This is a genomic window from Pseudomonas sp. Z4-20 (assembly GCF_051131955.1).
Taxonomy (GTDB): domain Bacteria; phylum Pseudomonadota; class Gammaproteobacteria; order Pseudomonadales; family Pseudomonadaceae; genus Aquipseudomonas; species Aquipseudomonas marvdashtae.
In genome coordinates, this window is record NZ_CP071641.1 from 241,231 (window position 1) to 253,338 (window position 12,108).

Sequence of the window (12,108 nt, forward strand, 5' to 3'; positions counted from 1 at the left end):
CCGCCGCCATTATGATTCGACTTCAGAACCTGACTTTACAGCGTGGCCCGCAACGTCTGCTAGAAGACGCCGAGCTGACCCTGCACGCCGGCCACAAAGCCGGCCTCATCGGTGCCAACGGCGCCGGCAAATCAAGCCTGTTCGCTTTGTTGCGCGGCGAGTTGCACCCCGATTCCGGTGATTGCTTCCTGCCGGCCGATTGGCGCATTGCCCATATGCGCCAGGAGGTCGATACGCTCGAACGCCTGGCGGTGGATTATGTGCTCGACGGCGACTTGCGTCTGCGTCAGGTTCAGCGCGACCTTGAGGCCGCCGAAGCGGCCCATGATGGCGCCGCCCAGGCTCGCCTGCACTCCGAGCTCGATAGCGCCGACGGCTACACCGCCGATGCCCGCGCACGCAAATTGCTGGCCGGGCTGGGTTTTACCAACGAGCAGATGGATCGCCAGGTCGGCGATTTCTCCGGTGGCTGGCGGATGCGCCTGAACCTGGCGCAAGCCTTGATGTGCCCGTCGGACCTGCTGTTGCTCGACGAGCCCACCAACCACCTCGACCTCGACGCGATCATTTGGCTTGAGGACTGGCTCAAGAACTATCCCGGCACGCTGCTGCTGATTTCCCACGACCGCGACTTCCTCGACGCCGTGGTGGATCACGTCGCGCACGTCGACCAGCGCAAGATCACCTTGTACCGCGGCGGTTATAGCGCCTTCGAGCGTGCCCGCGCCGAGCGCCTGGCGCAACAGCAGCAGGCGTACGAGAAGCAGCAGGCGCAGCGTGCGCACATGGAAAGCTACATCGCTCGCTTCAAGGCCCAGGCCACCAAGGCCCGCCAGGCCCAGAGCCGGATCAAGGCACTGGAGCGGATGGAAGAGCTGTCGGCGGCCCATGTCGATTCGCCGTTCGATTTTGTCTTCCGCGAATCGTCCAAGATATCCAGTCCGCTGATCGATCTGTCCGACGCGCGATTGGGCTATGGCGATAAAACCGTTCTGGAGAAGGTCAAGTTGCAATTGACCCCCGGTGCGCGAATCGGTCTGCTGGGGCCCAACGGTGCCGGCAAGTCGACCCTGATCAAGAACCTTTCCGGTGAGCTGCAGCCGTTGGCCGGACGCCTGACGCGGGGTGAAAACACCGTGGTCGGCTATTTCGCCCAGCATCAATTGGATTCCCTGGATGCCAAGGCCAGTCCGTTGCTGCATCTGCAACGCCTGGCGCCGACCGAGCGCGAGCAGACGCTGAGGGATTTCCTTGGCGGTTTTGACTTCCGCGGTGCACGGATCGACGAGCCGGTGCTGAATTTTTCCGGTGGCGAAAAGGCTCGACTGGCGCTGGCGCTGATCGCTTGGGACCGGCCGAACCTGTTGTTGCTCGACGAACCGACCAACCACCTGGACCTGGAAATGCGCCTGGCCTTGACCATGGCCTTGCAGGAATTCAGCGGGGCGGTGCTGGTGGTGTCCCACGATCGGCACTTGCTCAAGAGCACCACGGACAACTTTTTCCTGGTGGCCGACGGCAAAGTCGAAGAGTTCGATGGCGACCTCGAAGACTATGCGCGCTGGCTGGTGGAATATCGCCAGCGCAACGCACCCGTCAGCAGCACGCCGGTGAACCCGGACAAGACCGACAAGAAAGCCCAGCGCCAGGCCGCCGCGGCGTTGCGTCAGCAATTGGCGCCGCACAAGCGCGAGGCCGACAAGCTCGAAGCCGAGTTGGGCAAGCTGCATGAGAAACTGCAGAAAATCGAAACCAGCCTTGGCGACAGTGGTCTCTACGAGGCGGCACGCAAGGATGAGCTGCGTGATCTGCTGGCTGAACAGGCCAGGCTGAAGGTCAAGGAAGCGGAACTTGAGGAGGCGTGGATGCTAGCCCTGGAATTGCTCGAAAACCTGCAAGCGGAGCTGGAGGCGTTGTCCTGATGGAAGCGTTGTCCTTGCCCATACCCGTCATGTGGATCGAGCCGATCTGGCTCGGCGTGCAAATCCTGCTGATCCTGTTGTCGGGTTATGTTGCCCAACGTTTCGTGGCGCGCGCGCTGACGGGCCTTGGCGAACGCTACCCATTGCCGACCCAGTTGGTGATCATCCTGCGTGGCGTGCTGCGCTGGCTGATCATGGGCAGCGCGGTGCTGGTGGCCCTGGAGCGCCTGGGCGTGTCTGCCACCGTGCTGTGGACCGCGTTGTCGGGGTTCGTCGCGGTGGCGGCGGTGGCGTTCTTCGCGATCTGGAGCGTGCTGTCGAACCTGCTGTGCGCCATTCTGATCTACACCGTCGGGCCGTTCCGCCTCGGTGACGTGGTCGAGCTGGTAGAGGCCACCGACAAACCCGGCATCAAGGGGCGGGTCGTGGCCATCAACCTGCTCTACACCACGCTGATCGAACCCGAAGAACTGGGTACCGGTAGTTCCATGGTGCAAGTGCCCAATAGTCTGTTCTTCCAGCGTTCGGTCCGACGCTGGCGTGGCAGCGAGGCCTTCCCGGTCGGCGGTTTTGTCGAGTAGACCGATTCCCCCCTGGTTTCGGAAAAAAACGGTGGTGATCCGCACGGCGGCGCATTAGCTTATTCGTTTCGACGAGTCTGAGCCGAGGTGTGCGATGTTGCTGGAAACGTGGCTGGCGTTCTTCGCCGCATGTTGGGTTATCAGCCTTTCGCCGGGCGCGGGTGCGATTGCATCGATGTCCAGCGGCCTGCAATACGGCTTTTGGCGCGGATATTGGAACGCCCTGGGCTTGCAATTGGGCCTGGCGCTGCAAATCGTGATCGTCGCGGCGGGTGTTGGCGCGATCCTCACCGCGTCCGCCACCGCGTTCTACGCGATCAAATGGTTTGGCGTTGCGTACTTGGTCTATCTGGGCGTCAAGCAGTGGCGGGCCATTCCCGCTGACCTCAGCGACGATGCGGCCGTGCGGCCCATCGGCAAGCCGCTGGCGCTGGTGTTCCGAGGCTTCCTGGTCAATATCAGCAATCCCAAGGCGCTAGTGTTCATGCTTGCGGTGCTGCCGCAGTTCATCGATCCCCACGCACCCTTGATCAAGCAATACCTGATCCTGGGCCTGACCATGATCTGCGTCGACCTCATCGTCATGGCCGGGTACACCGGACTGGCGTCCAAGGTCCTGCGCCTGTTGCGCACGCCGAAACAGCAACGGCGGATGAACCGAACCTTTGCCGGGCTGTTCATCGGCGCGGCGGGTTTGCTGGCGACGATTCGCAAGGCTTCGGTGTAACGCAAAACTTGTGTTAGGACGCTTCTGTGGCGAGGGGATTTATCCCCGCTCGAGTGCGCAGCGCTCGTAGATTTCAAGGGTTGCTTCGCACCCCAGCGGGGATAAATCCCCTCGCCACAAAAGTGCCCCTCAGTGTTTCTCAGCGCAGGATCACCGGAGCGGTATCCCTCGGCAGGTTATTACGCTGCACCGGTTCGCCAGCCCGTTCATGGCTCGGGCCGCCGAGCTGCTCGCTCATCTGCCGCGCCACGTCTTCTCCCAGGGCCTTGGACACCTCACGTACCACCCGCGGACGATTGAGGCTTATGCGCACGTCCCGATGGTTCAACAGCTTGGTGTCCTGGCCTTCGCCCATGGCGGTAAACGCCGAGGTGATTTCAAAGGTCTTGGTATTGATCAGGCTGAAATCGGCCACCAGCGTCAGCGCAAGCACAGCCGAGTAACTGTCTGCAGTGCCCAGTTCGTTGATGTCGCGGGTGAAATCGATGTCCGACACGGTGCCGAACAGCACGTAGTCGGCGCCCTTGAAATTTCCCGCCTTGATTCGCTTGATCACGTCGTAGACGTCGCCCTTGGACGATGCCGTATACGGCGTGCCCTGCACCAGCTGGAACATCCCGCTGCGCAGGATTTCACCCTTGATGTCACCGGTAAACTTGCGTAGTTCACCTTGCTCGATATAGCTGCTGGTGGCCTCCATCTCGTTGTAGCTTGACGAAGCGCTGGCGCTGTAGGGGTTCGCCTGGAAATTGCTCTGGGCCGAAACCGTATGGATGTATTCCTCCACGCGTTCCTGATACGCCAGGTCAGTCACTGCGACTCTTGGGGCCGCCTGCGCGCTGAACGCGCAAGCCAGGGCCATAATGCCGATCCATGTGCGCATGGGTTAGCGCTCCGTCGTCTTGCGGATTTCTTTCTCGTCCATCCATTCGGCCAGACCGCTTTCAACGTCGATCAATTGCAGGCTGAATTTGTAGAAGACGTCCTTGTAGTCTTCGCTGCGCTTGACGATCGAGCTGATGGAACCCTCGATGCGATATTTGGCTGCGATCATGTTGCCGGTCTTGGCCACGGTGCTCTTTTTGTACAGGCCACTCTGGTTTTGCAGCTTGAGCTGGTCAACCTGGCTGTCCATGGCGTTGTTGTCGCTGGCAAAGCGTGCCGCGCCGGTCTTCATCAGTTGGGTCTTGATGCTGGTGGTGATTTCGCGGGTATCGATGTATTCGCTGGTCTTGTTCTTCACGTCATAGACCTGGACCACCGGACGGCCCTGCAAGACGCCCGATTGGGCGAGGGAGCGGGTCATGGATTCGGCGATCATTTGCAGGTCGGTGGAGCCGAACTCGTTGGTGACGGTTTCCACGGCCTTGGTGTCGCCATAGCTGATGTTCTTGTTGCCCAGGACCGGTGAATTGTTGGCGCAGCCGCTGACGAGCAGGGCGACGAGGGCAAGGGATGAAATGCGTACAAACATGTGGGTGCTCTCAAATAACTGCAAAAAGGTTTTTGTCCGGCCAGCCTTACGGGGTGTTGATTTCCAAACGGAAGTCCACCGCCTTGGGTGTTGGCGCAATGGCCGGCAGGAAGCGCGTCTGTTCGCCGTACAGCGTCAGGGTTTTCCAGCTTTCCTCTTCAGCGATCGGAAAACCTTCCGGCCCCAGCCAGGCAAAGCGGTAATACATCGTCTTGTTGTTGAAACTGGTATTGCTCAACTGCACGTTGACGGTCATGTAGCCGTTTTCCCGGGCGACGCGCATGGCGCCGACCACGATATTCTTGGTCTTGCCCATCGCCACGACCTTGCTGGCGGCGCTGCCGGGTTCCGGCGGCGGGGTGGCGCAACCGGCCAGCAAGGCCAGGACGCCGACGGCGATCAGTTTTAAACGCATGTGAACAAGACTCCGTTCTTAAGGTTGCTTGAGAGCGATGGCGGTCGGGTTGGCGCTCGGGATCACCTGGGCCGCGAGGCCGCCGGCGAAGACCTGATTGCCCACCGCCCGCAGGCTGATGACTTGGTAACGCTGGTCGATCTTGACCTTGACCACCGAGCCGCCTACCGCGCTGGGCAGGGTGACCTGGTGTTCGCCTTTTTTCAGGCGCAGGCGCACCACCTGGGTGTAATCCGGCAGGGTGCGCCAGGTCCGGGTGTCGGCGCCTTCGAGCACGGCCGAGGTGATGCCCACGGCCAGGCCGGCCAGGGGATTGGTTTCGTTGATCTGTTTTTGCGCCACGCCACGGGTAATCGCCCGCACGGAAGTGCGCAGGATGATCCCTGGCATGTCATCGCGCAGGGCGCGGCGGGACATGGCCGTGGTGCTGTTGAGCTGGGTCAGGTCCAGCTGACGGCCGTCGATGCCGATCTGGGTAAAGGTAGCGGTGGACGTGTCTGGCTTGATCAGCGGGAACGACAATGGCGTGATGACCAGATTGCCGCTGATGGGCAAGGGCAGCGGGACGCGGATTGAATCCCGGGACGGTGCCAGGCCGCTCTGCACCACGACCAGGACGTCGCTGTCGTCGTCCTTGGCGGCAGGCTTGTCGAGGTTGAGCAGCGCCTGCTCCAGCAGCGGTGTGTTTGGGCGCAGTTCGGCGGCTTTGCGATAACCCGGGGCGGCCAGATCTTTTTCACCCAGGGCTTCGTAGACGAAACCGGCCAGGTAATGGCTGAACGCGCTCTGATAACTGTTTTTCAGGCTCACCACTTCCGGGGCGTCCAGGCTCGCCACCGGATAACCTCGCAGGTCCTTGTATTCGGTCGTGACTCCTTGCTTCTCGGCGTCCTCCTCGCGCTTGAGGTATTCCTTGTCGCGCAAGTCGGCGATCACGGCTTCGCGCTCGTGGGTCTTCTTGATCTGCGTCCGGGCGCCGTCGAAATCGTTCACGGCCAGCAAGTTCAAGGCCATCTGCGTGGTGAGCATGACTTTTTCATAGTCGTAGCCCTCGTAGCGCCGGACTTTGTCGTTGACCAGGAAGCTGCCAAACTGCGCCAGGTACTTGGCGGTATCGAGCTTGACGGCGTCTTCCCACTGCCCGACTTGCTGGTCGGCGCTGCCCCAGGCGGTCTGGCTGCCGGAGAGGTCGCCCTTGGCGCGCAGCAGCTCGCCTTTTTCGAAGAAATACAGCAGGTCTTTGTCCTGGCCGGAATTGTTCTTTTCCAGCAGGGTCAACGCCGCGTCGACGTTGCCGGAGGCCAGTTGCTGATTGGTCTGGGCCAACTCGCTGTCGTAATTGCGAAAGGCGGAACAGCCGGACAGCAAAGTGATCGCGCCAAGGGCGACCGAAAAAAGGGCACGGGATGCCATGAACACTTCTTCCCTGAGTATCAGCCGGGTGTGCGGGTCGGGCTGGGACGATCCACGGACAGGCACCGGGGTGCCGTCGGTTCCTCAAGACCAGAGGAGCGTTTATGCCGTCTGTCTATAAGAGGGCCGCGCATTATAAACAGGGGTTTTAGTTAGATAGTGGCTTTTTAATCGCTAAATGATGTTTTTGTGATGTCATCTCCAAAGCATGAACATCCGATGAAAATGTGCGCCGAAAGCGCATCGGCACTTGAGCCAAGGGCATTGGAAGTGAACAATGTGTTACTTCTTATTTCCAATCGAGAGTCATTCATGACTGCCCCGTTTCGTTTCCTGGCCTGGCTGGCGTTGCCCTTGCTTGCGCTATGCAGTGCCAGCTTGCTGGCTGACCCTATTGAAGGTGCGCCCCAGGCCCTGCATTTGTTGGATTACATCGGGGCGGATTACCCGGCAACTGTCGAGGCCGGAAAGGTCGTCGACGAGGCTGAATACCGTGAGCAACTTGAATTTACCGGGGCGCTGGAAGGGCTGGTCGGCGCGCTGCCGGCCAAGCCGGAAAAGGCTGAGTTGAGTCAAGGCATCAATTCTTTGCACAAGGCGATCACCGAGCGCCAGGACGGCGCTGACGTTTCCCGCCTGGCGCGGCAGTTGGGCGCACAGCTGGCCGTGGCGTACGAAGTCAGTCAAGCGCCGATCATTACCCCGGATCCGACCCGCGGTGCGCCGCTGTACGCCCAGCATTGCTCGGTCTGCCACGGGGACACTGGCGCCGGCGACGGTCCTGCCGGCGTCGGCCTGGAGCCGCCGCCCGCGAACCTGCGTGACGGCCAACGCCTGGATCGGCTGAGCCTCTATGCGATCTACAACACATTGGGCATGGGCGTCGAAGGCACGGACATGCCGGCCTTCGCTGACCAGCTCGATGACCGTCAGCGTTGGGACCTGGCGACCTACATTGCCAGCTTCAGCGCCGACCCGGCGGCGCCCAAAAGTGAACAGCCGTACAACCTCGCCGACCTCGCCCGCCAGACCCCGGCGGAAATCCTGGCCGCCCAGGGCCCTGCGGCGGCCGCAGCTTTCCGCGCCCAGCGGGCCCAGCCACCACAAGTGCAGCGCGGTCCGGCGCAGTTGCTCGACTACACCGCCGCGACTTTGGACAAAAGCATCGCGGCGTATCGTGCCGGTGATCGTGACCAGGCGTACGACTTATCGGTAGCGGCGTACTTGGAAGGCTTCGAGCTGGTGGAAAGCTCCCTCGATAACGTCGACGCCAACGTGCGTAAAGACACCGAAAAGACCTTGATGGCCTTCCGTCAATCACTGCAGGATGGCTTGCCAGTCGAGCAGGCCGAGCAGCGTCTGGACGTTGCCAAGGCCAAGTTGAAGGAGTCCGCCGGCCTGTTGGGCGGTGATGGATTGAGCTGGTCGCTGAGCTACATCTCCGGCTTACTGATCTTGCTGCGTGAAGGCCTCGAAGCGATTCTGGTGCTGGCGGCTATCCTGGCGTTCCTGCGCAACACCGGGCAGCAATCGGCGGTTCGCAGCGTCAACGTCGGTTGGGGGTTGGCATTGCTTGCCGGCTTGGCGACCTGGGGCCTGGCTGCGTATGTGATCGACGTCAGCGGCGCGCAGCGGGAGCTGCTTGAAGGTGCGACGGCGTTGTTCGCCAGCGTGATGGTGCTGTGGTTGGGGGTGTGGATGCACGACCGACGCCACGCAGCGGCCTGGCAGGATTACATCAAGAGCAGCCTGGTGGGCGGCGGTGGTCGTTTCGGCTTTGCCATCCTGGCGTTCTTCTCGGTCTATCGGGAGCTGTTCGAAGTGATCCTGTTTTACGAAACCCTATGGCTGCAGGCCGGTCCTGCCGGGCATGACGCCGTGCTGGCGGGCGGCGCGACGGCGCTGGTCCTGCTGGTAGGGTTGGCCTGGGTGATTTTGCGAGGTTCGGCGAAATTGCCGCTGGCGCTGTTCTTCAGCATCAACGCTGCGCTGCTATGTGCGTTGTCGGTGGTATTCGCCGGGCATGGGGTGAAGGCCTTGCAGGAAGCCGGGATCTTCGGCACCCACCCGGTGGCCTTTTTCGACTTCGATTGGCTGGGCATCCATGCCGATGCGTATTCACTCGCGGCCCAGGCTGTGGCGATGACGGCCATCGTTGTGTTGTACGGGCGTAGCTGGGTGGCGCAGAAGCGTCGAGTTCAGGTTTCCTGAACATCAACATGAGGAAACAACGCAATGCGTGTATGGATCGACGCCGATGCCTGCCCGAAGGCGGCGAAGGAGCTGGTGGTCAAGTTCGCCTTGAAGCGCCAGTTCGAGGTGCTGCTGGTCGCCGGGCAACCGCAGACCAAGCCGGGCCTGGCCCTGGTGAAGCTGATCGTGGTGCCCAGCGGTCCTGACGCGGCGGACGACTATCTGGTGGAGCATGCCGTGCCGGGTGAACTGGTGATTTGCAGCGACGTGCCGTTGGCCGACCGTCTCGTGAAGAAGGGCGTCGCTGCCCTGGATCCCCGCGGCAAGGAGTTCGACGCGCAGAACATGGGTGACCGCCTGGCGGTGCGCAACCTGTTCACCGATCTGCGTGAACAGGGGCATATGGCCGGCGGCCCGGCGGCTTACAGCGAACGGGACAAGCAGGGGTTTGCCAATGCGCTGGACCGGATACTGACGCGTTTGGCCCGCTTGTCCTGAGCCTTCCCGCCAGGTCGGATGGTGTCAGGCGTCGTTTTCGTGCGTCAGTTCCAACACCCGGTCCACCAGCTTGTTGATGCCTGAAGCAGCTTCGCTGATGTTCTGCGCCAACATGTAGGCGGGCGTGCTGACCAGTTTGCGGGCGGTGTCTTCAACGATGTCGGTGACCAGGCATTCTTCATGCGTCCCGCCCATCTTGGTCACGGCCGCAGCTGTGTCGGCATCCGTGCCGATGGTGCAGGTCACTCCCGGGCCATAGATCTTTGCCGCCAGGGCCGGTGAAATGCAGATCAGCCCCACTGGCTTCCCGGCCTCGGCAAAGGCCTCGGTCAGTGCCAGGACTTCTGGTTGGACGCTGCATCCGGCGCCTTCGATGGCGAAATTGGACAGGTTCTTTGCCGAGCCGAAGCCACCGGGCACGATCAGCGCATCAAAATCCTCGACCCTGGCTTCGCGCAGGTCTTTCACGTTGCCCCGGGCGATACGCGCCGACTCTACCAAGACGTTGCGGCTCTCGGGCATCTCTTCGCCGGTCAGGTGATTGATCACGTGCAGTTGGGCAATGTTGGGCGCGAAGCACTGGACCTGAGCGCCACGCTGGTCCAGGCGCAGCAGGGTAATCACGCTTTCGTGGATCTCTGCGCCGTCATACACGCCACAGCCGGAAAGGATCACTGCAACTTTTTTGCTCATGGGCTTTTCTCCAGATACATGGCGTTAAATGTCCACTAATTTGCCACTCGTTGCCATAGGGGGATCTGGCCGACCCTCTCTACATGGATCGCAACTACGGCGGTGTGTTCATTATTTGGGGCCGTCTGTTCGGTGTCTTTCAGGAAGAAGACGATTGCGAGCCGGTGATTTTTGGCGTGACCACGCCGCTGGCGGGCTGTAACCCACTCTGGGCACACCTGCAGTTCAATGCGCAGTTATGGGCCGATGCGGCGGTGGCTTATCAAGGACTTGATAAGGGACGCGGTGATGTTGTAGCCCAGGAGAATCGCCCGTGGACATGAAGCTGTACGGCTGCCGCAGCCGGCTTACTCGGTTGGCGTCGTAGGTTCGCCGGCCTTGGCTTGTTCGAGGCGCTCGGCCTCAAGGACTTTCTTGGCCAGTCGCGCATTCTTGATGCGTCGACGCAGCCACAAGCCCAAGCCCAGCAACAGCAAGGCACCCAAAACCCACAGCTCGTATTTCTTGATGCTGCCCAGCATGCCTTCGAGCACCGCGCCGAAGTGATAGGCAGCGGCGGCCAGCGCTGTCGCCCAGATTGCCGCGCCAATGCCGTTAAGCAGCAGGTAGCGGCCCGGCGGATAGCCCGAAAGGCCGATCGCCACCGGCATCACCGTGCGCAAACCATAGACAAAGCGAAAGCTCAGGACCCAGATGTCCGGATGCTTGCGAATGTGCTCCAGCGCGCGATCACCCATCAGTTGCCAGCGTGGCTTGCGGGCCAGGAGCTTGCGCCCATGCTTGCGCCCCAGGAAATACCACAGCTGATCGCCCGCGTAGCTGCCGCAAAACGCCACGACCACTACCAGGTTGATGTCCATGTAGCCACGGAACGCCAGGAAACCTGCGAGCACGAGGATGGTTTCGCCTTCGAAGAACGTGCCGATAAACAAGGCCAAGTAGCCGAAGTCATGCAGAAATTGTTGGAGCATTGTCTGGGTGCTGGCGAAATGAACGCGCAGCCTAACCCTTCAGGCACATTCAGGAAAGTATCGAGATGTGTCTCGACGTGAACATTTCCTACAGAAGACAATGCCTGCGACTACCGGTCGCGCCTTAGCACAACTGTCATACGTTCGTCATAATGTCCGCATATAACTGTCACGCTCGCCCGTTTGCGGGCCCAGGAGTCTGCCGTGAGCTTTACCCCCGCCAATCGTCTGTTCCCCGCCACCCGGCTGCGTCGCAACCGCCGTGATGAGTTTTCTCGTCGGCTGGTGCGTGAAAACGTGCTGACCACCGATGACCTGATCCTGCCGGTATTCGTGCTGGACGGTGAGAACCGTCGCGAAGCGGTGGCGTCGATGCCTGGGGTTGAACGCCTGACCATCGACCTGCTGCTCGAAGAAGCCGCCCACTGGGTCGAGCTGGGCATTCCGGCGCTGGCGCTGTTTCCGGTCACGCCGCCAGACCTCAAGTCGCTGGACGCCGCCGAAGCCTGGAACCCGGAGGGCATTGCCCAGCGTGCGACCCGTGCCCTGCGCGAGCGCTTCCCGGAACTGGGGGTGATCACCGACGTGGCATTGGACCCGTTCACCACCCACGGGCAAGACGGTATCCTCGATGAAGAAGGCTACGTGCAGAACGACATTACCGTCGATGCACTGGTCAGGCAGGCGCTGTCCCACGCCGAGGCGGGTGCCCAGGTGGTGGCGCCGTCGGACATGATGGACGGGCGCATCCAGGCGATCCGCGAGGCCCTTGAAATCGCAGGCCACGTTAACGTGCGCATCATGGCCTATTCGGCCAAGTACGCCAGCGCTTATTACGGCCCGTTCCGCGACGCGGTCGGCTCGGCCCTGAACCTGGGCAAGGCCAACAAGGCCTCTTATCAGATGGACCCGGCCAATGCCCATGAAGCCCTGCACGAAGTAGCTGCCGACTTGTCAGAAGGGGCAGACATGGTCATGGTCAAGCCGGGCATGCCTTACCTCGACATTCTTTGCCGGGTCAAAGAAGAATTCAAAGTGCCGACCTTTGTTTATCAGGTCAGCGGTGAGTATGCGATGCACATGGCCGCGATCCAGAACGGCTGGTTGAGCGAAGGGGTGATTCTCGAGTCCCTGACCGCTTTCAAACGTGCGGGTGCTGATGGCATCCTGACCTACTTCGCCGTGCGCGCCGCCCAATTGTTACGAGAGCAGAAATAGCCT

At 61.3% G+C, this 12,108-nt stretch carries 12 protein-coding genes and 1 pseudogene; 7 read left to right on the forward strand and 6 right to left on the reverse strand.

Features of this window, described 5'->3' with window-relative positions:
- Positions 1–11: 11 nt before the first annotated feature.
- The 3 genes from J3P82_RS01150 to rhtB all read left to right on the forward strand — a co-directional run bounded on the left by J3P82_RS01150 (position 12) and on the right by rhtB (position 3,230).
- Positions 12–1,922, forward strand: coding sequence for an ATP-binding cassette domain-containing protein (locus tag J3P82_RS01150; RefSeq protein WP_434560035.1), 1,911 nt, complete (start codon positions 12–14; stop codon positions 1,920–1,922).
- Positions 1,922–2,503 carry a mechanosensitive ion channel domain-containing protein gene (locus J3P82_RS01155; RefSeq protein WP_434560037.1) on the forward strand — a complete coding sequence of 194 codons (582 nt, stop codon included), beginning with the start codon at positions 1,922–1,924 and terminating at the stop codon, positions 2,501–2,503. The genes J3P82_RS01150 and J3P82_RS01155 overlap by 1 nt, the downstream gene beginning before the upstream one ends.
- A 94-nt stretch (positions 2,504–2,597) precedes the next feature.
- On the forward strand, positions 2,598–3,230 hold the full coding sequence (gene rhtB, locus J3P82_RS01160) for a homoserine/homoserine lactone efflux protein (protein WP_434560039.1): 633 nt from the start codon (positions 2,598–2,600) through the stop codon (positions 3,228–3,230).
- Between the two features lie 139 nt (positions 3,231–3,369).
- Here the strand turns inward: rhtB and J3P82_RS01165 are convergent, their stop codons facing one another.
- Genes J3P82_RS01165 through J3P82_RS01180 form a run of 4 tightly spaced genes read right to left on the reverse strand, consistent with a single transcriptional unit; the run spans position 3,370 to position 6,532 of the window.
- Positions 3,370–4,113 (reverse strand): penicillin-binding protein activator LpoB, encoded by a 744-nt coding sequence (locus tag J3P82_RS01165; protein ID WP_434560041.1) that lies wholly within the window; start codon positions 4,111–4,113, stop codon positions 3,370–3,372.
- Between the two features lie 3 nt (positions 4,114–4,116).
- Positions 4,117–4,704, reverse strand: a complete 588-nt coding sequence (lpoB, locus tag J3P82_RS01170) for a penicillin-binding protein activator LpoB (protein ID WP_186612758.1) — start codon at positions 4,702–4,704, stop codon at positions 4,117–4,119.
- Between the two features lie 46 nt (positions 4,705–4,750).
- Positions 4,751–5,119 (reverse strand): DUF1425 domain-containing protein, encoded by a 369-nt coding sequence (locus J3P82_RS01175; protein ID WP_434560043.1) that lies wholly within the window; start codon positions 5,117–5,119, stop codon positions 4,751–4,753.
- An 18-nt stretch (positions 5,120–5,137) separates the two neighbouring features.
- Complete coding sequence (locus J3P82_RS01180; RefSeq protein WP_434560045.1) at positions 5,138–6,532, reverse strand: COG3014 family protein; 1,395 nt, start codon at positions 6,530–6,532, stop codon at positions 5,138–5,140.
- Between the two features lie 312 nt (positions 6,533–6,844).
- Here J3P82_RS01180 and J3P82_RS01185 point away from each other — a divergent pair, with 312 nt between their 5' ends.
- Together J3P82_RS01185 and J3P82_RS01190 are read left to right on the forward strand one after the other, a co-directional pair.
- Complete coding sequence (locus tag J3P82_RS01185; protein WP_434560047.1) at positions 6,845–8,743, forward strand: FTR1 family protein; 1,899 nt, start codon at positions 6,845–6,847, stop codon at positions 8,741–8,743.
- Positions 8,744–8,767: 24 nt separating this feature from the next.
- Positions 8,768–9,223 (forward strand): YaiI/YqxD family protein, encoded by a 456-nt coding sequence (locus J3P82_RS01190; protein WP_434560049.1) that lies wholly within the window; start codon positions 8,768–8,770, stop codon positions 9,221–9,223.
- 24 nt (positions 9,224–9,247) lie between these two features.
- Here J3P82_RS01190 and elbB read toward each other — a convergent pair whose 3' ends face one another.
- A complete protein-coding gene (gene elbB / locus J3P82_RS01195) occupies positions 9,248–9,916 on the reverse strand; it encodes an isoprenoid biosynthesis glyoxalase ElbB (protein ID WP_434560051.1) in 669 nt (222 codons plus the stop codon).
- A gap of 71 nt (positions 9,917–9,987) precedes the next feature.
- On the opposite strand from elbB, the pseudogene J3P82_RS01200 reads away from it, so the two are divergent.
- Positions 9,988–10,200 (forward strand): annotated as a pseudogene (locus tag J3P82_RS01200) (sterol desaturase family protein); the annotation flags it as partial.
- A gap of 63 nt (positions 10,201–10,263) precedes the next feature.
- On the opposite strand, the gene J3P82_RS01205 reads toward J3P82_RS01200, so the two are convergent.
- On the reverse strand, positions 10,264–10,887 hold the full coding sequence (locus tag J3P82_RS01205; RefSeq protein ID WP_434560053.1) for a DedA family protein: 624 nt from the start codon (positions 10,885–10,887) through the stop codon (positions 10,264–10,266).
- Positions 10,888–11,091: 204 nt separating this feature from the next.
- Here J3P82_RS01205 and hemB point away from each other — a divergent pair, with 204 nt between their 5' ends.
- Positions 11,092–12,105: a porphobilinogen synthase gene (hemB, locus tag J3P82_RS01210; RefSeq protein ID WP_434560055.1), complete on the forward strand. Its 1,014-nt coding sequence runs from the start codon at positions 11,092–11,094 to the stop codon at positions 12,103–12,105.
- The last annotated feature ends 3 nt before the right edge of the window (positions 12,106–12,108 follow it).